The following is a 24,530-nucleotide window of genomic DNA, read 5'->3' as shown; positions in this document are numbered from 1 at the left end:
TCCTAAACTAATTATTGATTTTTTGATAGTTCACTTTTTAAATACGATAAAAATTCATTCGCTTTCCTTTCAGGGGGTCTAGTTGCAAGACTCACTCCTACAAATAACACAATAGAAAGAAGCAGTCCCCATACACCAGAACCATAGCCGAATGGTTTATACTTCATAGCTTCAAGTAGTATTACTACTAATCCACTTATTGTAACACTAGACATAACACCTGTTGCGGTGCCTCTTTTCCAAAAGAAGGCTCCAATAATTGCTGGAACGACAACGATTAAGCCTGCCGACGATGCAACTGAAAGAACTGCAATTAAATCTAACTGCATCTCTGCAAAACCATAGGCAAGAATTGCGATAATCGGGATTACAAATTTACCTACCTTTAATTGTTGTCGTTCATTCTTAGCCTTACTCGACATTCCATACACATCTCTTGCAAATAACGATGAAAGGGTCAATAAAATAGAATCAATTGTAGAAATAGCAGCTGCCATAATTGAAACCATGACGATTACACCTAAAACTACAGGAACATGTACAGAAGATAAAAGATTTGGTGTTGCTACATCCGGATTCTCAAGACCCGGGAATAATAATATCGCTGAATATCCCCACATTACTGATACAATTGTATATATAAAGCCGAATACAAGAAAACCTAATAACATTTTTCGTAAACTTCCTAAAGACGAAGGCATATATAAACGCTGACTTACCTGAGGATTAGAGAGACTAAAGAAAATCCATGGAATGGTTAATGACAAAAAGGTTGGAAAACTAAAATATCCATTACCCGGAACTGTCAAGGTTTGTGGATGACTTGTCCGTAATTCGTTAAAAAGGCTGCCAAAACCACCTAATGCATTTACTAATAAAATAACAACTAGGGACGAGGAAACAATCATCACAAGTGCCTGAAGGGAATCCGTCCACATCACAGAGCGAATTCCAGAAATATATGTAAAAATAAGTGCTAAAATAGTTGCTAAAATTGCCCCAGTAGTAAAGCTTATTTCCCCATTTGTAATCCCTTGTAATAAATAGCCGACACCAGCTAACTGAACAGCGCTATACGGGATTAGAAAAATACAGCTTGAAATCGAAATAATAGCTGCAACCCTTTTATCATCGTAACGATCCCCTAACATCTCAGAAGGTGTCACATAGCCAAATTTCTTTCCTACAATCCAAAAACGCGGTCCAAAAAAGGCAACAAGGGTAACCCCCATAAAATAAATAATTTCAAAGCCTAATGCACCTACACCACCACGATAAGTTAAACCAGCCAGTCCAACCATCATAAAAGCACTGTAAGTTGTTGCACTATAACTTAAGGCGGACACAAAACCGTTCATTTTTCGGTTACCTAAAAAGTAGCCCTCCATATTTACTTGCTTTTCACTTCTTGATAAATAGGCGATAAAGATTGACATCACAATATAAATGGCAATTCCCCACCAAACATAAGTAGCACTCACTCATACTCACCTCCAGTCCCTTGTTAGTATGTAATTAATAATAATAATGAGTAATGCCAAAACAATCCACAATAGAAAACTACCGTACCATGCGGTAACATCTCTTAAAAAGACATAAGGAACGATATAAGCCAACAGCACTAAGATGAGGCATAATATCCCCCAAAACGTTTCTTTTTTGCTCATTATTGTCCTCCCATTTCAATTTAAAAAAGGAATGACACTTCTGCCATTCCTTTAAAAGTATAATCTTATCGTTTCCCAGAATCAAATGGTTCTCCCGCTGCTTTAGGTGCTTGAGAAGATTTTGAGAAGATAACCAATGCAATTAAAGTTACCACATAAGGGAATATCTTTAATAAAATTGGTGGTATAACTGCAAGCTCTGGTATTACCTGGGATACGTTTGCAATAGTTGTTGCAATCCCAAAGAACAAGGTAGCTCCTAAAATTCCAAGTGGCTTCCATTGTCCAAATATTAAGGCAGCAAGTGCCAAGAAACCTAGTCCAGAAACATTCCCAGTAAACTCTCCAGCGTACGTAACTATAATAATAGCTCCACTTAAACCGGAAAACGCACCTGAAAGAATTACTCCAAGATAGCGAATGCGTCTTACATTTACACCAGCTGCTTCTGCTGCCTGTGGAAACTCACCACAAGAACGCAAACGCAATCCCGTTTTTGTTTTATACAACATAAACGAGCTAATTAATAAAATAAGTAAGATTAACCATGTTGTTGGGTAGGTTCGAGTAAAAAACAAATCACCTATTATTGGAATGGAAGATAAAAATGGAATATCATCTGGTACAAATCCACTAGTAATACGGATATTCCCACTACCTGTCATATTTCGCGCGAGAAATACAGTCAAAGCCCCGGCGATCATATTGATTGCAGTACCGCTAATAATTTGATTCGCATTTAGGTTAATACTAGCGAATGCGTGTAAAAGTGAAAAAAGAATTCCCATCAACGCTCCGGCAATTAACCCAATCCATAAGACTAAAAGTTGATTCGTTATATCATCTTGAAGAAAATTGATAGTAAGTGCCCCTGCGAATGCACCAAAAATCATAAGTCCGTCTAAACCTATGTTTACAACACCGCTTCGTTCACTAAATAATCCGCCTAGCGCCGTAATTAGCAGAGGGATTGTATAAGCAATTGCGTATGGAAAGATTTGCTCAATAATAGACCACATATTACGCACCCTCCTTTTTCACATTAGTTTCGCTAGTTTTTCTTTTTTTGAACTTATTTAATAGGCGTTCGATTAAGATGCTTGTTGCAGCAAAATAAATGATAATGGCAATTATTGTATTCGCAATTTCCGGAGGGATTTCCGTCATTGCATTCATAAATCCAGTTCCTGAATAGAGGATTCCAAAAAATACTGCTGCAAAGAATACCCCAATCGGACTGTTTGCCCCTAATAGAGCTACTGCAATACCATCAAAACCTTGTGATGGTAAAACACCAATTTGCATGCTTGTTGCATTACCGGTATACATCGCTACTCCACCTAGACCAGCTAATCCACCGGAAATTACCATGGATAATACAATATTTGAATTTACACGCATACCAGCATATTCGGCAGCATGTCGATTAAAACCAACGGCTTTTAATTCAAATCCGAGTGTTGTTTTATTAATGATAAAACCAATAACGATAACAGCAATAATTCCTAAGAACAATCCAAGGTTAATATAAGAGCCTTGGAACATATCGCTTAAAAATGGTACTCTTAATGTTGCTTCATCTGGTAATTTTTTTGACTCTGTCTCAAGGTACTCACCCTTAAAATAACCTGGAATGACATAATAAACAGTCCAGTAGGCAACCCAGTTCATCATAATGGTTGAAACCACTTCATGGACGTTAAATCTTGCCTTAAGTAATCCGGGAATAAATGCCCATAATGCTCCACCCAGAAAACCCGCTAAAATCATCACGAGTAAGAGCACTGGTCTTGACCAGTCAAAAGTTAAGCCAACAGCGGTCGCAAGTAAACCTCCGATTAGCACCTGACCAGAAGCCCCGATATTAAATAAGCCAGTACGGAATGCAAAAGCAACTGATAGACCAGTAAAGATTAACGGTGTTGCTGTCGCTAATGTATCACCCAGTCTAGAAATATTTTTTAATCCTCCTTGAAATAGATAAAGATACCCTTCAAAAGGATTGCTTCCAATAAACAACATTAACAATCCGCCAGCAATCAGACCAAAAAGTACTGCAATTAATGAAATTATTGTATTTCTCATACACTTCTCTCCTTACTTACACCCGCCATCATGAGACCAACCTCATTTTCATTTGTTTCAGAGGCATTAACAATCCCAATGAGTTCGCCGTTATTTACGGCGGCAATGCGATCAGAAAGCTGTAAAACTTCATCAAGTTCTAAAGAGATTAAAAGTACAGCCTTTCCTTTATCACGGTGCTCAATTAATCGTTTATGGATATACTCAATTGATCCAACATCAAGCCCCCTTGTAGGCTGAACGGCAATTAGTAAATCAGGGTCTAACTCAAGTTCTCTCCCAATTATCGCTTTTTGTTGGTTCCCACCGGATAAGGTTCTTGCAATTGATACTTCTCCCTCTCCTGAACGCACATCAAATTTTTCTATAATATTTTTTGCATATTCTTTCATAGCAGAGAATTTCAACAAACCATGCTTTGAAAATGGTGGTTTTTTATAGACCTCTAACACCATATTAGATTGGAGAGAATAATCCAAAACAAGACCACGTTTTTGTCTGTCTTCTGGTATATGAGCAATCCCTTTTTCAATACGTTGTCGAACTGGTAGAGTAGTAATATCCTCACCATTCATGAGAATTTTGCCTGTCTCTGCTTTTCGAAGACCTGTAATTGCTTCTACTAGTTCGGATTGACCATTTCCTTCAACACCTGCTATTCCAACGATTTCGCCTTTATTAACTGTTAAAGAAAAGTTTTTTAACCCCATGACCTTTCGGTTATTTTTAACAGAAAGGGAATCTATTTCTAATACCACATCGCCTGGTGTACTTTCATTTTTATCTACTTTAAAGGACACATGTCTACCAACCATCATTTCGGCTAAACTTGCTTCGCTTGCTTGGGCTACATCCACTGTCCCTATATATTTTCCTCGGCGTATAACTGTACATCGATCTGCTACAGCTTTAATTTCCTTCAATTTGTGTGTGATGATAATGATTGATTTTCCTTCTTTGATTAAGTTCTTCATGATCTTCATTAATTCATCTATTTCACTTGGCGTTAACACAGCGGTAGGCTCATCAAAAATGAGCACATCTGCTTCACGGAAAAGCATCTTCATGATTTCAACACGCTGCTGCATACCAACAGAAATGTCTTCTATTTTTGCATGTGGATCCACATTTAGTCCATAATATTTTGATAACTCTTCAATTCGTTTAGCGGCACTTTGTATATCTAGGACAACCCCACTCTTTAGAGGTTCACTTCCTAGAATAATATTTTCTGTAACTGTAAAATTTTCAACTAACTTAAAGTGTTGGTGTACCATACCAATACCTAAACGATTTGCAACGTTAGGATTGGTAATGTGTACCTGTTTCCCATTTACTTTAATCATTCCTTGCTCAGGCTGGTACATACCAAATAGCACACCCATGAGTGTGGACTTGCCCGCCCCATTTTCTCCAAGTAAAGCGTGTATCTCCCCTTTTTTTAAAGTAAGAGTGATATTATCATTTGCTATAATACCCGGAAATTCCTTCCTGATATTTAGCATTTCCACAACATATTCCATAGTAGCACTCACCTTTTTTTAGACTCAAATATCCTTTTATTAGGAGTCCCCAATCATCATTAAATAATGTGTCTCCTCTTGATTAAAGGTCATACCAAAAGAGACGGATGAAACCGTCTCTTTATCAGCAAAATTATTACTTGATTAAGTTACCTTGTTCACCTGAGACTTCAATTTCACCAGATTTAATCTTTTCATAAACTTCTTTAACTTTCGTAACAGTTTCTTCGCTTAGGTTCGGATTTTCATCTGGAATTCCGACACCATCATTTTTCACATCATAAGTTATGGTTTCTCCCCCTGGGAATTTTCCATCTAGCTCTTGTTTGATTAAATCTTTTGTGGCATTACCAATTTTCTTCATCGCTGAAGTCAAGATAACTGATTTTTCACCTTCATAAACTCCATCAGCATATTGGTCTACGTCTACACCTAACATCCAAACTTCTTCTCCTGCTTTAGCACGGTTTTTTGCTTCAGTAATAGCACCAAAACCTACACCACCAGCAGCTGCGAAAATAACATTTACTCCACGATCATACATTTGAGCAGCGATTTGGCCACCTGCTGCTGTATCAGTAAAGCTACCTTGGTAGATAACATTTTCCGCTTTAATTGTAAGGTTTGTTCCTAGATTCTCATTAGCATAGGCTAACCCCTGCTGGAAGCCCCAATTGAATTTTTGAACAGCAGGCATTTCCATACCACCAATGAATCCTGCTTCTCCTTCTTTTAATTCTAAAGCAGCAGCAACACCAGCTAAGAAACCAGACTCATGCTCAGCGAAGAATACTGCAACTGTATTGTCAGCTACTTCTGGAACAAAGTCACCCTTATGTGGGTTACCATCTAAAATAATAAATTTAGCATCTTCGTATTTAGACTGTGCTTGATAGATTGCTGTTTCGAATTTGAAACCAGGTGTTACAATAAATTTGTAACCTGCATCGTATAAGTTTCCAATTTCTTTGAGATAATCTGCTTCTGTTTCGCCTGCTGGTTTAAGATACTTTTCTTGAATGCCATATTCTTCTTTAGCAGCCAAAATACCTTCCCATGTACCTTGGTTAAATGATTTATCGTCGATTGAACCTGCATCAGTAGACATACCTACTTTTAGGTCAGCGCCTTCGCCGTTACCGGCACCAGTACCTTCTTCATCTGCGCCTCCACATGCACCTAACAATGTGCCAGCTGCAAGAAGAAATGCAAGACCAAAACCTGTCTTCTTTTTAAACATGGAATTACCCCCTGAAAATTTATTATTTTACAAATCCTTAACTTATATTTCTCTTAGTAATGGATTACTTATTCACCTCCTTAAATTTTGCATTTATTCACAAATTTATAACACACGTTTTCTCACGACATGGAATGAAAATTTATCAGCCCGAAAATAGTTTTGTGAAAAAAGGATCGGTTCATCATTTTCATCGTAATGCATCTGTTTTAACAACAATAAAGCTGTTTCAGGGTCGCAATTTAATATTGGCGAAATTGTATCGTGATACCCAATTGGCTCAATATAGGTAACCGCGTAAGTAATTTTTCTTCCTGCTTTTTTTTCCAATAGATCAAAGAGAGATTCCTCATGTGAATAATTGGCTGGTAAATTTTTCGAAAGAATTTTGTCTATACAATACACAACAGGCTCAGCATTTGCTGTACGTACTCTTTCTATCTTTGTAATTTCTTCAGTTTCCTGACAACCAAAACCCTTTATGTCATTATCCGTAGGTTCTTTTACCGTTCTTGATAAAAAGATCGTACCAGGGGACATTCCAGCTTGAATAATCATATCTGTTATACTACTTATTTGCTCAATTCCTGAATTAAACAGAGGTTTCGCATTTACAAAGGTACCTACACCATGTCTTCTAATAATCACATTTTCCTCTTCAAGAATTCGCAAAGCTTCTCTTAGAGTTGCTCTACTAACTCCTAATTGCTTTGCTAAGAGAAATTCTGATGGTAGTTTTTCCTTTTCTTTGTAAACACCATTTTCGATATCAAGTCTGATTTGATCTATTACTTGCAAATACAATGGTCGATTATCTAACTTGATAGACATCTGCTACTCCTCCATTTTTATGTATAGTCATCAGACCTCTGATGTTAGACCGATGTTAATCCGAAATTAAATATATCATCTTTTCTGAAAGAAATAAATAAGAATTGCGTAATTTGTCGAAAAAAAGAAGAGCAACAGCTCTTCTTTTCTTAGAAATAAGTCAAATGCCGCTTGCTTTTGAAAAAAAGCTTTACTGCATAAAACTAACTTCCTACTTCTTCATTTTTTGATGTAACAAGGACAGCTCTTGGCTTGCTACCTTCATAAGGACCGACTACACCCCTTGCTTCCATAGCATCAATCAATCTTGCAGCTCTCGTATAACCAACTCGAAATCTACGCTGTAACATTGAGACAGATGCCGTTTGCATTTCAATTACGAGCTGTACAGCATCATCATATAATTCATCATCCACTTCTTCCGTTGTTTCAACAGTATCGGTAGGAATCATTTCTTCTTGATATTGAGCTTTTTGCTGGGCAATTACAAAGTTAACTACCTCTTCGACTTCATCATCTGATAAAAAGGCTCCCTGAACACGTACAGGTTTTGATGCTCCAACAGGCAAAAATAGCATATCACCTCGCCCTAACAGTTTTTCTGCTCCACCCATATCTAAAATGGTTCTCGAGTCAGTTTGAGACGATACACTAAAAGCAATTCGGGAAGGGATATTGGCTTTAATTACCCCTGTGATAACATCTACTGATGGTCTTTGTGTTGCTATGATCAAGTGTATTCCAGCAGCACGTGCCATTTGTGCTAGACGTGTAATAGAATCTTCAACTTCTGATGAAGCGACCATCATAAGATCTGCTAATTCGTCTACGATAACAATAATATATGGGAGAGTTGGTTGTTTCGCATCTTCCTCACTATTATGGCGACGAATATATTCATTATAACCTTCAATATTTCTTGTATGGGTATGGGAGAATAATTCATATCTTCGTTCCATCTCATTTACGACTTTCTTTAGAGCTTGTGACGCCTTCTTAGGATCTGTCACAACAGGAGCCAATAAATGTGGTATTCCATTATAGACATTTAACTCAACCATTTTCGGGTCAATCATCATCATTTTTACTTCATGTGGTTTCGCCCTCATAAGAACGCTGGTAATTATGCCATTAATACAAACACTCTTACCACTACCCGTTGCACCAGCTACTAACAAGTGAGGCATTTTGTTTAGTTCAGCAAATTTTGCTTCACCTGAGATATCGCGGCCAAGTCCGATTAACAATTTAGCGTCTGATCGCTGCGGTTCAGTATCTTCAAGTACTTCACGTAAAGACACTACAGCAATTTCAGAATTAGGAACCTCGATTCCAACTGCAGATTTTCCAGGAATTGGCGCTTCAATCCGAATATCTTTTGCAGCTAATGCGAGGGCTAAGTCATCACTTAAATTTACGATTTTACTAACTTTAACTCCAACATCCGGATACACCTCATATTTTGTAACAGCAGGACCAAGGTGGACTTTTGTAACCTTTGCTTTTACACCAAAACTATGGAATGTTTTCTCTAGCTTTCTAGCATTTTCATAAATATTTTCATGTTCTGCACTTTGACTTGTCTGCTTCGGTGGATGCAACAGCTCAATGGGTGGCAGTTCATAATCAACATTCTCTAATTCACCTTCTGTAAAGGTGATTGGCATCTTTTCATCACTATCTTCTTCTGTAACACGTTGTTTTTGCTGATGTTTTTCAGTTTGAGCCACTTGTTCTTTTGTATAGGCCTTATCGGCAAAGTTTGAAATAATAGGTTCAATAGGAATCTCAACAGGTACATCATCGATATTATCATCTGCTGATGCTTGAGTATCCTTTATTTTAGGCTCCTTATTCTTTTTCTGCTTTTCTTTTTTAGGCTGACTCTTCCGTTGCTGAAACCAATTCACCATGTCATCCATAAATGCAATCCACTGATTGCGTATGAATGTAACAATCGGACCTAAGATTTTCGCAATTGTATCATGAAGTGATTTTCCTGTAACAAGTACACCGCCAATTACAATTAAAAAGACAGAAATGATTTTTGTCCCCGCTTCATCAAATAAAAAATAAGAGGCTGCAAAAAGAATAGAACCAATCATTCCTCCGCCTAAATCTGTAGTACTTGTATCACCATTTACAACAGCCCAAAACATGCTCCAAGTATTTTTAATAACACTCGGGTCAGTAAATTTGCCTTCGTTTGTTTGCAAATTGAATAATGGAATATGACTTAATAACAGCATGGCGCTTATTATTAAGTAGACACCAATCAATTGCCTAGTAATCATTTTCGGTAGAGATCGATTCCAAATGATATACAGTGAAATAAGCAATAATCCAATTAATCCAAGAATGTCCCAATTCCCAAGGAAAAATCGAAATAAATAGACAAGACCTGTTCCTACTGTGCCAAGTCTTGCTAAACCAATACAAGCTAAAGCTAGTAATAATAATCCTAGCAATTCAAATTTAAGAGTTTTTTTCCACTCATCTTTCCGCTTCGACTGTCTACGTTTTCGTTTTGCCATACTACACCTACTCTACCTATCAATAATAAGAAAGAAGCAGCCACAACCTGGCTGCCTACGCGATGAAATTAGTTAAATTATAGCACATTATACCAATTTAGGACAATTGATGAAATGATAGGATCAATACTACACTTTGTCATTTTAGCCCATTTGTCAAAAAGACAATGTAGTCAGGGACAAGCTGCTTGCCCTTTAACTCATTGACTTTTTTGACAACCTCTCAGCCAAAGCTGAAAGGTTTGTGGAACCCAATGGTTTCACAAGAATGAGCAAAAAATGTTTGTAAACTAAAATCTAATTTTTTGACCGGGAGAGTATCTTCCGTCTAAAAAGTGCTGTGGGTCGGTGCTCATGACTCTTTCAATTGTGTATTCACCATTCCCAACTTGGCTAACGGCAAGTGAAACACCGTTAATATCAACATACTTAAAATTACTTTCTTCCATTTCAGTTTGTGGATAAATTAGCTCTTGTGGCATCATAGTGTATAGAATCATTGAATCATCTGCCCACTTTCTTCAGTTACATTTCTCTCATCAATTAACTCATTTAATTTCTTAATGGCCTGTCCAATTCCACCAATTTCATTAATTAGCCCATATTTTACTGCATCAGAACCTATTACATTAGTACCAATATCCCTTGTTAAATTACCTTTTGAAAACATCAATTCCTTGAATTTATCTTCGGTTATTTGCGAGTGCCCAATTACAAAATTAACCACGCGCTCTTGCATTTTATCCAAGTACTCAAATGTTTGAGGTACACCGATAACTAGACCGGTTAGTCTTACAGGATGGATTGTCATCGTCGCCGTTTCGGCAATAAAAGAATAATCACACGCCACGGCAATGGGAACACCTATCGAGTGACCGCCCCCTAAAACAATTGAAACAGTTGGTTTTGAGAGTGATGCAAGCATTTCTGATATGGCAAGCCCTGCCTCAACATCCCCCCCAACTGTATTTAAAATAACTAATAAACCTTCAATTTTTGGGTTTTGTTCAATCGCAACTATTTGAGGTATAACATGTTCATATTTAGTTGTTTTATTTTGGGGAGGTAATTGAATATGACCTTCAATTTGACCAACAATTGTAAGGCAATGTATTTTACTGTCATTTGACATTTGAGGGACATTAGTTTGTCCTAATTGTTGAATCTTATCAACTAATGATGAACCCTTGGTTTCATTTTTATCCTGATCCCCTTGTGGTTGATCTGCATTTATGTATTGATTATTATTCATTGTATTCTCCTTTCAACCCATTTACCATTTAGTATAAACACATGGTTCTATTTCATTCTCGAAAGTGGGCGAAAGAAAAAAGCCAATCAGTTTGATTGACTTTTTAGCACGTTTTTTATTTTCCTATTAATTTTGTTAATTCAATTCGTTCTTGTTCGTTTAATGGAACTAATGGTAAACGAACTGAGCCGACGTCTAATCCCTTAATTTGAAGAGCTGTTTTTACCGGAACCGGATTTGGTGCAGTAAATAGTCCCTTCATAATTGGTAAAAGTTTTTGATGATGTATAGCCGCTTCCGTATTGTTTCCTGTTAAATAGGCTGTAACCATCTGTTGCATTTCATTACCAATCACATGGGCAGCAACAGAAACAATACCTTTTGCCCCAATTGAAAGAGCCGGCAATGTAATTCCATCATCCCCACTGTATAAATCAAAACTCTCATCAGTATTAGCAATTATTTCAGTCATTGCTTCTAGGCTTCCACTTGCCTCTTTAACAGCAACGATATTTTGTATCTTTGACAATTTAATAATGGTTTCTACTGACATATTAATAACCGATCTACCTGGAATATTGTAAAGCATAATAGGTAGTTTTGTACTTTCAGCAATTGTTTTAAAATGCTGATAGAGTCCTTCTTGACTTGGCTTATTGTAATATGGGACAACAAGCATTATGGCATCAACACCGGCTTCTTGTGCTTTTTTTGTTAACTCCATGGATGCATACGTATTATTGCTACCTGTTCCAGCTATTACTGGAACCCGACCATCCACAACTTTTACAACGTGACGGAAAAGAGCTACTTTTTCCTCGGAAGATAATGTAGGAGATTCACCAGTTGTCCCTGCTACCACCAAAGATTCAGTTCCAGTATTTATTAAATAATTAATCAACTGAGTTGTTTTACCGAAATCGATATTTCCTTTATTATCAAATGGTGTCACCATAGCTGTAGAAATTCTTCCAAAATCAATCATGCTTTTACACCTACCCCCATCAATTGCGCTAGGCTTATTTCCAAAAAACCTAGGCTTGCTTAAAAAAATTATACATGAAATGAAACGATATGTTAAAGAAAGGGACTCCTCCATTACGGAGGTTCCCCTAATTGTCCCCTTAAAAGTCTACCACTTCTGCTCCAACAGGTCCATCAGATAAATGGAATGCTTTATGAAGAGCGTTTATGGCTTCCTTCATTTCAGATTCTTTAACAAGTACCCAAATGGTCGATAGACTATCTGCTGATTGCAAGATTTGAATTCCTTTTTCTGAAAGTGCTGTAACAATTCGAGCAGTCACTCCAGGTACGCCGTTCATTCCCGCACCAACAGTCGCAACCTTCGCACATTTTTCAGTTACCTGAGGTTCATAACCCAATTCTTTCAATTTATTAACTGCACGGGCTGTCATTTCCCCCGAAACCGTATAAACAACACCATTTGGTGTGATGTTGAAGAAATCCACACTTATTTTTTCATTGGCCATCGCCTTAAATACTTCTGTTTGAAGATTGTATTGGCCTTTTTTGGCTTGAACCTTTAATTGCGTTACATTTGTCACGTGTGCAATACCTGTAATTAATCGATCCTTGACCTCGACACCTCGACGTTTATCGATTGTTGTTACAAGAGTTCCAGGTGCATCCGAATAAGTTGAACGTACCCTTATGGGTACCTTTGCATCCATTGCAATTTCAACTGCACGCGGATGAATTACTTTTGCACCTTGGTATGCCATGTTCACGATCTCGTTATATGTTACGACTGATAGTGGCTTTGCATCACCAACGATTCGTGGGTCTGCTGTCATAACACCTTCTACATCTGTAAAAATATCAATCCACTCAGCTTGCAATGCAACACCAAGTGCCGCAGCAGAAGTATCACTTCCACCTCTACCTAAGGTCGTAATGTCACCTGTTTTAGAGATTCCTTGAAAGCCTGTGACTACAACTACATCATGGGATTCAAGTGTTTGTAACAAACGGTCACACTTCATTTCAATAATTCTTGCATTTGTATGATCACCATTTGTCCTGAAACCGGCCTGCCCACCATTTAAAGCAGCTGCAGAGATTCCAGATTGATTTAACATATTGGTAAAAACGACACTAGAAATAATTTCTCCGCAGGATACTAGCATATCCATTTCCCTATCGCTAATTGCTGGATTTTGCTCCCCTACTAAGCTTAAAAGTGTATCAGTTGCATATGGGTCACCCATTCTCCCCATAGCCGATACAACAACAACTACTTTATATCCTTCCGAGACGGCACTTTCAATATGTTTTCTTGCTCTTTCCCTTGATTCTTCATCCCGTACTGAGGTTCCGCCAAATTTTTGAACAACGATATTCATGATACCACCTCATGTTTTGGTTCAAACGATTATTTCGCTACTAAGCCTAGCTTAATAAGACTACCAGCAATTTGTACGGAGTTCCATGCAGCACCTTTTAGTAGATTGTCAGATACTACCCACATATGGAACCCATTATCTTGGTCTAGGTCTTTTCTGATTCTTCCTACGAACACATCTTTTTTACCAACTGCATGAATTGGCATTGGATATACTTGCTCTGCTGGATTGTCTTCTAATACAATTCCTGGTGCAGAAGATAATAATTCTTTTACGTCTTGTGCAGACACATCATTTTTAGTTGTTTCAAAATAAACAGATTCTGAATGTCCTGTTTCAACTGGTAAACGAACACATGTTGCAGCAACATGAAGCTCAGGTAAATGCATAATTTTCTTAGTTTCGTTAATCATTTTCATTTCTTCAAAAGTGAACCCATTATCTTCAAATTTATCGATTTGTGGAATAGCATTAAAAGCAATCTGGTAATGCTTTTTGTCACCTTTTACAGGTAAGATCTTAGGCGTAACTTCATTACCTTCGATAATTTCCTTCGTTTGCTCATTCATTTCTTGAATCGCAGCAACTCCGGATCCTGAAACTGCTTGATATGTTGATACAATAACCTTGGATAAACCATAAGCCTTACGAATTGGTTCTAAAGCAACAACCATTTGAATAGTAGAACAGTTTGGATTTGCAATAATTCCATTGTGTTTTAATAGGTCATTTTCGTTTACCTCTGGTACTACTAATGGCACATTTTCATCCATTCTAAATGCACTTGTGTTATCAACTACAATTGCACCGCGCTTAACTGCTTCAGGAGCTAGTTCTTTTGATACTCCTCCTCCAGCACTAAATAAGGCAATATCAACACCTTCAAATTTTTCTGGTGTTGCAACCTCAACTGTTATTTCTTTACCTTTATAGTCAATCTTTTTACCAGCAGAACGTTCTGATGATAATAAAGTTAATTTAGTTAATGGAAAATCCGTTTCTTCAAGTGTTTTGATCATTTGCATTCCTACAGCACCTGTAGCACCTACAACCGCAACATGTAATTCTTTTTCTACTGTCATTTGAAATTCCCCTTCCAAGTATTACTAGAACGTCTAATTTACGTTTAATGATATATATTTTACCACATACAAGTACTAAAGGAGAGAAGAATTTTCATTCTTTCCCCTTTATTCAAAAAATTTTCGTTATTCTTCGTCGTCACGAAATCTTTCTACAATTACCGGCTGTAATTGCTTTCCTTCAATTGCTGCAGCAACAGTGTCCCTTAACATCGTCATACGCGCAACCATTGAATTAGGCTTTTTTGTTGGTGCATCTTGGCCATACGGAATAAAGTATATATTTTTTGTTGCCATTAACCTCATTAGGTTCACACCATTTAAACCTAATGCGTCATTTGTGGATATTCCCAAAACAACAGGGGACTGATTACGTAAGGTTGCTTTAGCAGCCATTAAGACTGGAGAATCAGTTAACGCATTCGCGAATTTACTCATTGAATTCCCTGTAAGTGGAGCAATCACCATGCAATCAAGAGGGATTTTGGGACCTAATGGTTCTGCTTTTACAATCGAGTCAATTGCTTTATTCCCTGTTGCTTTTTCAATTCTTTCAATCCACTCTGCTCCTTCTCCAAAACGGGTATTAGTTGATTGAACAGTCCACGACACAACAGGTATTACTTCAGCACCCTCATCAACCAGTCTAACTATTTCTGGAAATACAGCATCGTACGTACAATGAGACCCTGTTAGACCAAATCCGATTCTTTTTCCTTTTAATGAAGCCATATTATTCGTTCTCCTCTCTTTGTTGTAATAACTCAAGAAGTAGTTGAGATAATACATTCGCAACTATTTGACCGGCTGTCTTCGGAGCGACAATACCAGGTAACCCAGGTGCTAATAAGGCTTTTATCCCTCTTTTTTCTGCATATCTAAAATCTGTTCCCCCGGGCTTAGAGGCTAGATCAACAATCAATGTATGTGCAGGCATTTTGGAAATCACACTTGCCGTCACGATTAAGTGTGGGATTGTATTAATACAAACATCGATATCCTTAACTTCTTCAGCAATATCCGATAGATGAAAAGGCGTCAATCCCATTTCTGTAATTCTTGCAATATGCTCTGTTTTTCTTGCACCAACTTTAACATTTGCCCCTAAAGCAGCAAAGCTTCTTGCAACACTCATTCCAACTCTGCCAAGACCTAGTACAGCCACTCTTGAATTATGAATGGTTATATCAGTATGTTGAATGACCATCATAATGGTTCCTTCAACGGTTGGAATGGAATTATAAATTGCAACATCGTCTCTTTCAAATAAACGCACTAATTTTCGATTGGTTGCCTTTATAATCCCATCTAAATAGGAGTTGCTAATTCCCGAATAGACAACACAGTGTTCAGGTGTTTGTGATAGAATATCTTCAGATAAGACGACTGTTTCATTTGAAAAAATAGTTTCAACCTCTCCTGCACTGTTTGTTCCTGATACCGGTAAAATAATTGCATCTATATCTGTAAAGTCGATTTCGTCTAATCGTTCTTTTGATGCTCCAGTAAACCCATGGTCTAATTGATCAAATCCTATTAAAGAAAGCCTTGCATCTAATTCAATTAGTTTACGGATTACCTCCAACTGTCGTGCATCTCCACCTATAATAGCCACATGCATATCAGTTAACATATGTTTTATCACCTTCTTTTACCTAAAGTGAACCCCGAGTGTATGTTAGTCATCACGTCGGTGAACTTCGGTTTTTTCATATCGTTTTTTGAGGGATAGCCTCAACAATCCATAAAATTACCATAATTTTATTTACTTCACCATACTATGAGGCATTGCTCAAATAGGTGAAAGAACAAGCTGAAATTTGCTTAGAATAACATTTTCCTAAAAAAATAAAAAACCCGCGGGAGTCCCGTGGGTTTACATTGTATTACTATTCTGCTTCTTCTGTTCCAAAATCATCTGGAATATCAATGATGATCATATCTGTACCAATTTTGCGTATATGCTGCCATGATACGCGAACTTCATTGCCTTGTTTCTTTAAGCCAAACCATTTTAAAGATGGAATGATGAGAGCCTTTATTTGACCGGTTCTCTCATCAATTTCTAAATCAGTTTGACCTAAAACGCCTAGTCTTTCCGCTCGTTTTACATCAACAATTTCTTTTCCACTTAATTCACTTAGCCTCAAAAAAGACCACCCCTCACATGTCCTTTGTACAGTGTATGGAGTAGTCCACATTTTTAGAATCAAAATCAATTTGAAAGCTTATTCGGTAAATCGTCTGTAGGGCTAATTAATGCAAGTGAAAAATCGTCTGTGAAGACTCGTTCTGCCATTGCATTCACGCTATTTTCACTAACGACATTAATTTCATCTAAAATTTCATCTAGGTTTTTATGTTTCTTTAATAATAATTCATTTTTACCATTTCGGCTCATTCTACTGTTTGTACTTTCTAGTCCGAGCATAAGGCTACCCTTCATTTGCTCTTTGCTATTTTTTAATTCCTTATCGGTGATACCTTCTGCTTTAAGCTTTGCTAATGTTTCCTGTATTGTTTCAAATAACAAATTAAGTTGTTTACTTCCTGTGCCCCCATAAATAGTGACCATCCCTGCATCCTTATAAGAGGAATGATAAGAGAATACAGAATACGCTAGCCCTTTTTGCTCACGTACGTCTTGGAATAGACGGCTACTCATACTACCGCCAAGAATATTATTTAGCACAATAAGATCGTACACATCTTTATCTCCAATTTGTAAGCCATTAAAGCCTAAGCAAAGATGCGCTTGTTCGGTTTCTTTCTTTCGAGTAATCTTATTTGTATGGAATGAAGGTTTTTGCAACTCATATTTCGTCTGATTTCCTGAATAACTACCAAAGTATGACTCAACTTCAGAAATAAAGTTCTCATCAATATTACCAGCGATAGACACGACCACATTTTCTGGAGTATACATTTGATTCATATATTGACGTAGTTTATCACCATTAAAGGTTTCCAATGTTTCTTCTGTTCCTAGAATTGGATAACCTAATGGATGATTTTCATAAGTAGCCTTACTTAATAAATCATGGACGATATCATCTGGTGTATCTTCGTACATTTTTATCTCTTCTAGTACTACATTTTTTTCTTTTTTCAGTTCTTCTTCATCAAAGTTCGAATTGAAGAACATATCCGCTAGAACATCTAGTGCAAATTTTGCATGTTCATCTAATACCTTTGCGTAATAACAAGTGTATTCTTTTGAGGTGAATGCGTTTACCTGTCCACCAATACTATCAAAAGACTCCGCAATTTCTCTTGCTGTTCTTGTCTTCGTACCTTTGAAAAACATATGTTCTAGAAAATGAGAAATACCGTTATTCTCGGGGCTTTCGTTTCGTGATCCTGTCCCAATCCAAACACCAATTGCAACTGATCGAACAGTTGGGATGTTTTCTAATACAATTCTTACACCATTTTGACAAGTATACTTTTTAATCAATGCTGGATTCCTCCTGTAATCAAATGCGCCTTGGCGTATTTGCGCCCGATTTTTTTAAGCCCACACGAGGTGGGTCACAAAGACGTTGCCACAGGAAGAGGCGTCCTTAGTCTTTGATCTTATGCTCGAAAAATTACCTTTAAAAAATCGTGGCATCCGCCGGAGGCTTTAACTTTATTCAACTAGGTTTTGTTCTCCTACTGAATTGTATACTCTATTTCATTTAGTAGCCTTTTATAAAAGGTGGACTTATAGTTGGATAAAGTTAAACACCACTACTTTTTCTTTAGTATTATACGTTCTTCGTTTAATAATGTAGAAACGTTGTCGATTGCTAGATCTTTTTGTTTAATAGATATAATTAATCTTTCGAGACTTTGAGCAGTTGGTGATGTTGGATGCATTAAAACCATGGCGCCAGGATGGACTTTGCCCATTACCCTTTGAACTAAAACATGGGGTTGTGGACGCTGCCAATCGATTGTATCCACACTCCACATAATTGTTTTCATACCCAGTTCATCTGCAATTTTAACGACTTCATCACGGTAGCTTCCACTTGGCGGAGCAAAGAGAGTTGGCTTTTTCCCAGTAGCTGCCTCAATTACCTGATTTGTCTTCATTAATTGCTCTCTAACAAGATCTGAGGACAAGGTCTTCATATCAGGATGTGTATAGGAATGGTTGCCTACTTCATGTCCAGCATCCACAATCATTTTAGCTAAATCTGGATTTTCCTTTACCCATCTTCCTTCTAAGAAAAAAGTTGCTTTTACATTGTGTTTTTTTAACGTCGCAAGCATATCAGGAATATACTCATTCCCCCATGCAACATTTATGATAAATGATACAAGTGGTTTGTTTGGATTTCCGCGATAAATAGCAGACGAAGGTAAATCTTCAAGATGAACTTTAGGTGATAGCTGCTTATACACCAGCCTATTTTCATCAAATACACCCTCTTTTTTCATCTTTTCATATGAAGCTTTAACATCTACCTCAAGCCCATTGAGGCCAGGTGTTGCTTTCCAAACAGGGTCAATCTTAGCATCTTCTGCAGGAATACTATATTCAATTGCCCTTTTTTCAATTTCATTTAAAAGTTTGTCACTACTACTAACAGGGATTGCGTCAGCGCTTTCTTTTAAAGTACTGTTTTTTAATCCCTGAACGTAATCATTAGTGAACGGATTATGTAATGATCCAATTGAAACCAATAATATAAATATAAAAGCAATAAATTGTATATACCTTTTTTTCATAACAATCCCCCTCTTTACTAGAAAATATGTAAAGGAGGGACAAGGTAGAACACAAATTAAGAAAAGTGCTATGGCAACTGTTCAAACTTTAAAAAACGATTTCATTACAAAAATAAAAACCTAAAAAGCCCGGTTTACCAGGCTTTCCAAAGTTTATTATTGTTGTTGCTTTTCTTTTTCTTTTTGTTCTCGTAAAACGGCTTTTCTTGAAAGGTTTACACGGCCTTGCTTATCAATTTCAGTAACCTTCACAAGAAGTTCATCACCGATTGAGACTACATCCTCAACTTTTCCAACTCGCTCTTCTGCAAGTTCAGAAATATGAACAAGTCCATCTTTTCCACTGAAAATTTCAACAAATGCGCCGAACTTTTCAATACGTTTTACTTTTCCGAGGTACATTTGACCAACTTCTACTTCACGAACAATATCTTCGATGATTTTCTTGGCTTTTTGGTTCATTGCTTCATCAACTGAAGAAATAAAGACTGTACCGTCTTGCTCAATATCAATTTTTACGCCAGTTTCGTCAATGATCTTATTGATCTGTTTACCACTTGGCCCAATAACATCACGGATTTTATCTGGATTAATTTTTAGTGTTAAGATCTTAGGTGCATACTTAGAAAGCTCAGATCTTGGGGTTGTTAGTGTTGCTAACATTGAATCAAGAATTTGCATACGGCCTTTTTTAGCTTGCTGTAATGCTTCCTCAAGGATTTCTCGTGAAAGACCTGCTATTTTAATATCCATTTGTAAAGCAGTTACACCCTTTGATGTTCCCGCAACTTTAAAGTCCATATCTCCTAAGTGATCTTCCATGCCTTGAATATCAGTTAATACTGTATAGTGCTCTCCTGATTTAATGAGCCCCATAGCAATCCCAGCAACAGGTGCTTTAATTGGAACACCTGCATCCATCATAGCTAATGTACTTGCACATATACTAGCTTGGGAAGTAGATCCATTTGATTCTAATACTTCAGATACTAGGCGGATGGTATATGGAAAATCTTTTTCAGAAGGCACAACAGGTTCCAATGCACGCTCACCCAAAGCACCATGTCCAATTTCACGACGACCTGGGCCTCTCATAGGTCCCGTTTCACCGACACTGAATTGAGGGAAATTATAGTGGTGCATAAAACGTTTTGTTTCCTCTATACCTAACCCATCAAGGATTTGCACATCACCTAATGCACCAAGTGTACAAATACTTAATGCTTGGGTTTGTCCACGTGTGAATAGTCCAGAACCATGTGTACGAGATAATAATCCTACTTCTGATGAAAGTGGACGAATTTCGTCGATTTGTCTTCCGTCAGGGCGAACCTTTTCAACAGTAATTAAGCGTCGAACTTCTTCTTTTACAAGTTTATTTAAAATTTCTTTCACTTGCTTAAGAGTCGCCTCATCAGCTTCTTGTTCAGTGTATTCTTCTATAATTGCAGCTTTAATTTCATTAATTGCATCTTCTCTTGCATGCTTTTCAGCAACTTGTACAGCTTTGTTAATATCCTCTTCGGCTTTTGCACGAATTTGTGCTTCTAATTCTGAATCAAGCTCGTAAAGGACAATCTCTCTTTTTTCTTTACCGATTTCTGCAACGATTTTTTCTTGAAAAGCAATTAATCGTTTAATTTCTTCATGTCCAAACATAATTGCTTCAAGCATCACTTCTTCAGGAACTTCTTCAGCACCCGCTTCAACCATATTGATCGCATCTTTTGTACCGGCAACAACTAGATTGATATCGCTCATTTCCTGGTCTTTCACTGAAGGGTTGATAATAAATTGATTGTCAACTCTACCAACAGTAACACCTGCTATTGGACCTTCAAATGGGATATCTGAAACAGATAACGCTAATGATGAACCAAACATTGCTGCCATTTCTGAAGAGCAATCTTGATCAACACTCATTACGATACTGACAACTTGAACTTCATTTCTGAATCCATCAGCAAATAAAGGTCGAATCGGTCGGTCTATTAATCGACTTGCTAGAATCGCCTTTTCACTTGGTCTACCCTCACGTTTGATAAAACCTCCAGGGATTTTTCCAACTGCATATAATCGTTCTTCATAGTTTACAGTAAGCGGAAAGAAATCCAATGGTTTTGGCTCTTTCGAAGCTGTTGCTGTACTTAAGACAGCAGTCTCTCCATAACGAACTAATACAGCCCCATTAGCTTGCTTTGCTAGTTGACCAATTTCAACAGTCAGCTGTCGGCCTGCCCAGTCCATGGAAAAAACTTGCTTTCCTTGTTCCATATAATAGTACCCCTCTCTAAATCACATTCAAATATATGTAATGATAGTATGAACTAATTTATTCGAACATATCAATACTCGTTAAATATGTAAAGTGAATTTTTGTTCAAATAGTAGAAATGGAGGAAAAAAATCCCTCAATTTTTAACCTAATAAAAAAGCGGGAATGCTCCCGCTTTTTCGTAGATTATCGACGTAGTCCAAGCTTGTTGATTAATTCACGGTAACGAGTTACGTCTTTATTACGAAGATATGTTAATAAATTACGACGTTTACCAACCATCTTTAATAGACCACGACGTGAATGATGATCCTTCTTGTGTGTACGTAAATGATCATTTAACTTATTGATTTGCTCAGTTAGGACAGCGATTTGAACCTCTGGTGAACCAGTGTCATTGTCATGAGTTTTGTACTCGCTGATAATTTCGTTCTTACGCTCTTGTGTGATAGCCATCCTATTCACCTCCTATTATAGTATCCCCGATTACCTAGCAGACGTTGGTGATTCGTACTGCCACGCAATGGTTCTTTTTCATACTTAACTAGAATACAACTTTTTACGATAAAAAGCAAGTATGTTCGTCTATTTTCTCAAAGTATTCCTTCGCCTGTTCCTTATCAAGTCCAATTTGTTTCACCAATTCGTCAATGGAAGAAAACTTTCTTTCCGATCGAATTCGTTTATGCCATTCAACAATAACCTTTTCCTTATAAATATCTTCATTAAAATCAAATAGATGAACTTCAATTGAAGGCAACTTTACATTGTCATGAAAAGTTGGTTTTACTCCAAGGTTACATACTCCATTATACCATTTTGAACCAACTTTTAAACGAACAGCATACACGCCCATTTTAGGAATAATATAATCTCCGTTCGTTTTAACATTTGCAGTAGGAAAACCGATGGTTCTACCACGTTTTTCACCATCTACTACAATCCCATTTACTGTGTAAAATCTACCTAATAACGGTGGAAGTTTTTCAACCTCACCACTTTGTATAAATTCACGGATATGCGTTGAGCTCACCTTTTCATTATTAAAGGTTAATTTCTCTACAGTTGTTTGGGTAAAACGCCCATTAGCATGTTGAGGAAGAGTTTCCATTGTTCCTTTTCCAAACCGTCCGTACGTAAAATCAAATCCCGCAACAACATGTTTTACATTAAGACCGATAATGTATTGCTCAACAAATTGTTGTGGCGAAAGACTCGCAAACTCAGAGGTGAAATTAACTATATACAAATAGTCGACATCAAATTGAGCAAATAACTCTTCTTTGTGATGCAAAGGAGTTATATATTCTACGTGTGTAACATCTTTTTTTAGGACGATTGATGGATGAGGGTCAAAAGACATGACAGAGCAAGCAATTCCTTGTTTCTCTGCTTCCTTTTTTGCAGTCTCAACAACTTTTTGGTGGCCTAAATGGACCCCATCAAAATATCCCAATGCCAATACAGTTGGCGGCAAATCTGTTTGATTAAAGGAATGTGGATGCGTGATATATATCGTCTTCACTTCTATTTCACCTTTTCTACACGAATAACCTATTTTAATTCTTGATTATTGACTAATACTTTAATAGGTTTTATCAAGTTGGGTTTTTCTGGATGCCTTTGATATATTGCTAGGATATCTCCATTATATAGGACAGCAATAGGTTCTCCGACCTGGATCTGATTTAACTCCTGTGGAACCGGCAAGACAGACCCATTTTTTACTTTCTCTGCTACTTTATCATTAATTATTAATTTGGGCAAATGGGAAAGCGCATCTTCAATTGATAGGAGATGTTCCTGAATGCGTCCATCTTTCACCAAGTATTCTAGTTCTTCAAGTGTCATACATTGTTGAAGCTTAAATTCACCAGAAGAGACTCTTATCAAATCGGACATATGAGATGGATACCCTAGCTTTTCACCAATCTGTACAGCGAGCGTTCTCACATACGTACCCTTGCTACAGGTGACACGGAAACGAAATGATACTGTATGATTGGTATGGACTATATCACTAAGTAGCTCCAGCTTATGTATGGTAATTTTACGGGATGGTCTTTCGATTACCATTCCTTGTCTAGCATACTCATAAAGTCGTTTTCCATTGACTTTAACAGCAGAATACATTGGAGGGGTTTGAATGATTTCACCCGTTAACGAATGAAGTACATTCAATACTTCATCTTTGGTTATATCACGGTCTACTCTCTTATCATCTACCACTTCACCTGAGGCATCTTCTGTAGTAGTTGAGAACCCTAATTTCACTTCACCTTCATAGGTCTTATTAGCCGCAGTTACATACTCTACGATTTTAGTCGCTCTTCCTAAACATATTGGCAGAACACCTGATACGTCTGGATCTAATGTTCCTGTATGTCCTACTTTTTTCATTTTCACTAACTTCCGTACCTTGAATACACAATCATGGGAAGTCATCCCTTTTGGTTTATTAAGCAGTAAAATTCCATCCACTTAGAGCCACTCCCCTAAACCTTTAGATAGGTGTTTTTTAAACAATTTTCTTAAAAATTGAAAAAAGGGATAGACTTTATATTAAAGCCTATCCTCTACTTTATTCTCGGTTTGATTCTTGATTTGAATCTTTATTTATTTCATGTAGGATCGTTTCAATTCGATTCCCATAATCAATTGATTCGTCAAATTCAAAAAGAATCTCAGGTGTTTTCCGTAAACGAATACGTTGACCGATTTCTGACCGGATAAAACCTTTCGCTTTGGCAAGACCTTTTAATGTGTTTTGCCTTTGCTCTTCATCACCTAAAACCGAAATAAAAACTTTCGCTTGCTGAAGGTCTCCAGTAACTTGAACGTCGGTAACAGTTACAAATCCAATGCGTGGATCTTTTATCTTCCGTCCAATTATGTCACTCAATTCCTTTTTCATTTGTTCTCCAACACGATTTGGTCGTAAACTCATCTTTATATC

The 24,530-nt window shown here is 37.2% G+C and carries 22 protein-coding genes; all 22 read right to left on the bottom strand.

Going from position 1 to position 24,530, the window contains the following annotated elements:
* Nucleotides 1-11: 11 nt before the first annotated feature.
* Nucleotides 12-1,481 (bottom strand): sodium:solute symporter family protein, encoded by a 1,470-nt coding sequence (locus tag AC6CHV_RS09940; RefSeq protein ID WP_440273778.1) that lies wholly within the window; start codon nt 1,479-1,481, stop codon nt 12-14.
* Between the two features lie 251 nt (nt 1,482-1,732).
* The gene (locus AC6CHV_RS09935; RefSeq protein ID WP_121446630.1) at nt 1,733-2,686 is read right to left on the bottom strand and encodes an ABC transporter permease subunit; all 954 of its coding nucleotides are present in this window, start codon (nt 2,684-2,686) and stop codon (nt 1,733-1,735) included.
* Nucleotide 2,687: 1 nt separating this feature from the next.
* The gene (locus tag AC6CHV_RS09930) at nt 2,688-3,752 is read right to left on the bottom strand and encodes an ABC transporter permease (RefSeq protein ID WP_341331847.1); all 1,065 of its coding nucleotides are present in this window, start codon (nt 3,750-3,752) and stop codon (nt 2,688-2,690) included.
* The gene (locus tag AC6CHV_RS09925; RefSeq protein ID WP_121446628.1) at nt 3,749-5,275 is read right to left on the bottom strand and encodes an ABC transporter ATP-binding protein; all 1,527 of its coding nucleotides are present in this window, start codon (nt 5,273-5,275) and stop codon (nt 3,749-3,751) included. Before AC6CHV_RS09925 ends, AC6CHV_RS09930 begins: the two co-directional genes overlap by 4 nt.
* A 136-nt stretch (nt 5,276-5,411) precedes the next feature.
* Nucleotides 5,412-6,515, bottom strand: coding sequence for a BMP family lipoprotein (locus AC6CHV_RS09920; protein WP_341331849.1), 1,104 nt, complete (start codon nt 6,513-6,515; stop codon nt 5,412-5,414).
* Between the two features lie 105 nt (nt 6,516-6,620).
* On the bottom strand, nt 6,621-7,346 hold the full coding sequence (locus AC6CHV_RS09915) for a GntR family transcriptional regulator (RefSeq protein ID WP_440273777.1): 726 nt from the start codon (nt 7,344-7,346) through the stop codon (nt 6,621-6,623).
* Nucleotides 7,347-7,549: 203 nt separating this feature from the next.
* Nucleotides 7,550-9,880 (bottom strand): DNA translocase FtsK, encoded by a 2,331-nt coding sequence (locus tag AC6CHV_RS09910; RefSeq protein ID WP_341331851.1) that lies wholly within the window; start codon nt 9,878-9,880, stop codon nt 7,550-7,552.
* Nucleotides 9,881-10,170: 290 nt separating this feature from the next.
* Nucleotides 10,171-10,380: a YlzJ-like family protein gene (locus tag AC6CHV_RS09905; RefSeq protein WP_341331852.1), complete on the bottom strand. Its 210-nt coding sequence runs from the start codon at nt 10,378-10,380 to the stop codon at nt 10,171-10,173.
* Nucleotides 10,377-11,132, bottom strand: coding sequence for a ClpP family protease (locus tag AC6CHV_RS09900; protein ID WP_341331853.1), 756 nt, complete (start codon nt 11,130-11,132; stop codon nt 10,377-10,379). Before AC6CHV_RS09900 ends, AC6CHV_RS09905 begins: the two co-directional genes overlap by 4 nt.
* A 115-nt stretch (nt 11,133-11,247) precedes the next feature.
* On the bottom strand, nt 11,248-12,117 hold the full coding sequence (gene dapA, locus AC6CHV_RS09895) for a 4-hydroxy-tetrahydrodipicolinate synthase (RefSeq protein WP_440273775.1): 870 nt from the start codon (nt 12,115-12,117) through the stop codon (nt 11,248-11,250).
* A gap of 139 nt (nt 12,118-12,256) precedes the next feature.
* On the bottom strand, nt 12,257-13,498 hold the full coding sequence (dapG, locus tag AC6CHV_RS09890) for an aspartate kinase (RefSeq protein WP_341331855.1): 1,242 nt from the start codon (nt 13,496-13,498) through the stop codon (nt 12,257-12,259).
* Nucleotides 13,499-13,527: 29 nt separating this feature from the next.
* A complete protein-coding gene (asd, locus tag AC6CHV_RS09885; RefSeq protein WP_440273236.1) occupies nt 13,528-14,580 on the bottom strand; it encodes an aspartate-semialdehyde dehydrogenase in 1,053 nt (350 codons plus the stop codon).
* A gap of 126 nt (nt 14,581-14,706) precedes the next feature.
* Complete coding sequence (gene dpaB, locus AC6CHV_RS09880; RefSeq protein ID WP_121446619.1) at nt 14,707-15,312, bottom strand: dipicolinate synthase subunit B; 606 nt, start codon at nt 15,310-15,312, stop codon at nt 14,707-14,709.
* Nucleotide 15,313: 1 nt separating this feature from the next.
* Complete coding sequence (gene dpaA, locus AC6CHV_RS09875) at nt 15,314-16,213, bottom strand: dipicolinic acid synthetase subunit A (RefSeq protein ID WP_440273235.1); 900 nt, start codon at nt 16,211-16,213, stop codon at nt 15,314-15,316.
* Between the two features lie 256 nt (nt 16,214-16,469).
* Nucleotides 16,470-16,730, bottom strand: a complete 261-nt coding sequence (locus AC6CHV_RS09870) for a YlmC/YmxH family sporulation protein (RefSeq protein ID WP_099352466.1) — start codon at nt 16,728-16,730, stop codon at nt 16,470-16,472.
* Between the two features lie 65 nt (nt 16,731-16,795).
* Nucleotides 16,796-18,037 (bottom strand): M16 family metallopeptidase, encoded by a 1,242-nt coding sequence (locus tag AC6CHV_RS09865; protein WP_341331859.1) that lies wholly within the window; start codon nt 18,035-18,037, stop codon nt 16,796-16,798.
* A gap of 275 nt (nt 18,038-18,312) precedes the next feature.
* Nucleotides 18,313-19,299 carry a polysaccharide deacetylase family protein gene (locus tag AC6CHV_RS09860; RefSeq protein ID WP_341331860.1) on the bottom strand — a complete coding sequence of 329 codons (987 nt, stop codon included), beginning with the start codon at nt 19,297-19,299 and terminating at the stop codon, nt 18,313-18,315.
* Nucleotides 19,300-19,455: 156 nt separating this feature from the next.
* Nucleotides 19,456-21,573: a polyribonucleotide nucleotidyltransferase gene (gene pnp, locus AC6CHV_RS09855; RefSeq protein WP_498078796.1), complete on the bottom strand. Its 2,118-nt coding sequence runs from the start codon at nt 21,571-21,573 to the stop codon at nt 19,456-19,458.
* A 187-nt stretch (nt 21,574-21,760) separates the two neighbouring features.
* Nucleotides 21,761-22,030 (bottom strand): 30S ribosomal protein S15, encoded by a 270-nt coding sequence (gene rpsO, locus AC6CHV_RS09850; protein ID WP_341331862.1) that lies wholly within the window; start codon nt 22,028-22,030, stop codon nt 21,761-21,763.
* A 103-nt stretch (nt 22,031-22,133) separates the two neighbouring features.
* Nucleotides 22,134-23,099, bottom strand: a complete 966-nt coding sequence (gene ribF / locus AC6CHV_RS09845; RefSeq protein ID WP_440273233.1) for a bifunctional riboflavin kinase/FAD synthetase — start codon at nt 23,097-23,099, stop codon at nt 22,134-22,136.
* A gap of 29 nt (nt 23,100-23,128) precedes the next feature.
* On the bottom strand, nt 23,129-24,055 hold the full coding sequence (gene truB, locus AC6CHV_RS09840) for a tRNA pseudouridine(55) synthase TruB (protein ID WP_498078795.1): 927 nt from the start codon (nt 24,053-24,055) through the stop codon (nt 23,129-23,131).
* 100 nt (nt 24,056-24,155) lie between these two features.
* Nucleotides 24,156-24,521 (bottom strand): 30S ribosome-binding factor RbfA, encoded by a 366-nt coding sequence (gene rbfA / locus AC6CHV_RS09835; protein WP_077617859.1) that lies wholly within the window; start codon nt 24,519-24,521, stop codon nt 24,156-24,158.
* Nucleotides 24,522-24,530 lie beyond the last annotated feature (9 nt).

Source organism: Ferdinandcohnia sp. GQ5 (assembly GCF_059759275.1).
This window is presented reverse-complemented; position numbering and strand designations above follow the sequence as displayed.

Bases quoted from the DNA above. Each gene is read 5' to 3' on its own strand.
- AC6CHV_RS09935 (WP_121446630.1), bottom strand. From the start codon at position 2,686: ATGTGGTCTATTATTGAGCAAATCTTTCCATACGCAATTGCTTATACA.
- AC6CHV_RS09930 (WP_341331847.1), bottom strand. From the start codon at position 3,752: ATGAGAAATACAATAATTTCATTAATTGCAGTACTTTTTGGTCTGATT.
- AC6CHV_RS09925 (WP_121446628.1), bottom strand. From the start codon at position 5,275: ATGGAATATGTTGTGGAAATGCTAAATATCAGGAAGGAATTTCCGGGT.
- AC6CHV_RS09920 (WP_341331849.1), bottom strand. From the start codon at position 6,515: ATGTTTAAAAAGAAGACAGGTTTTGGTCTTGCATTTCTTCTTGCAGCT.
- AC6CHV_RS09915 (WP_440273777.1), bottom strand. From the start codon at position 7,346: ATGTCTATCAAGTTAGATAATCGACCATTGTATTTGCAAGTAATAGAT.
- AC6CHV_RS09910 (WP_341331851.1), bottom strand. From the start codon at position 9,880: ATGGCAAAACGAAAACGTAGACAGTCGAAGCGGAAAGATGAGTGGAAA.
- AC6CHV_RS09905 (WP_341331852.1), bottom strand. From the start codon at position 10,380: ATGATTCTATACACTATGATGCCACAAGAGCTAATTTATCCACAAACT.
- AC6CHV_RS09900 (WP_341331853.1), bottom strand. From the start codon at position 11,132: ATGAATAATAATCAATACATAAATGCAGATCAACCACAAGGGGATCAG.
- dapA (WP_440273775.1), bottom strand. From the start codon at position 12,117: ATGATTGATTTTGGAAGAATTTCTACAGCTATGGTGACACCATTTGAT.
- dapG (WP_341331855.1), bottom strand. From the start codon at position 13,498: ATGAATATCGTTGTTCAAAAATTTGGCGGAACCTCAGTACGGGATGAA.
- asd (WP_440273236.1), bottom strand. From the start codon at position 14,580: ATGACAGTAGAAAAAGAATTACATGTTGCGGTTGTAGGTGCTACAGGT.
- dpaB (WP_121446619.1), bottom strand. From the start codon at position 15,312: ATGGCTTCATTAAAAGGAAAAAGAATCGGATTTGGTCTAACAGGGTCT.
- dpaA (WP_440273235.1), bottom strand. From the start codon at position 16,213: ATGTTAACTGATATGCATGTGGCTATTATAGGTGGAGATGCACGACAG.
- AC6CHV_RS09860 (WP_341331860.1), bottom strand. From the start codon at position 19,299: ATGAAAAAAAGGTATATACAATTTATTGCTTTTATATTTATATTATTG.
- pnp (WP_498078796.1), bottom strand. From the start codon at position 21,573: ATGGAACAAGGAAAGCAAGTTTTTTCCATGGACTGGGCAGGCCGACAG.
- rpsO (WP_341331862.1), bottom strand. From the start codon at position 22,030: ATGGCTATCACACAAGAGCGTAAGAACGAAATTATCAGCGAGTACAAA.
- rbfA (WP_077617859.1), bottom strand. From the start codon at position 24,521: ATGAGTTTACGACCAAATCGTGTTGGAGAACAAATGAAAAAGGAATTG.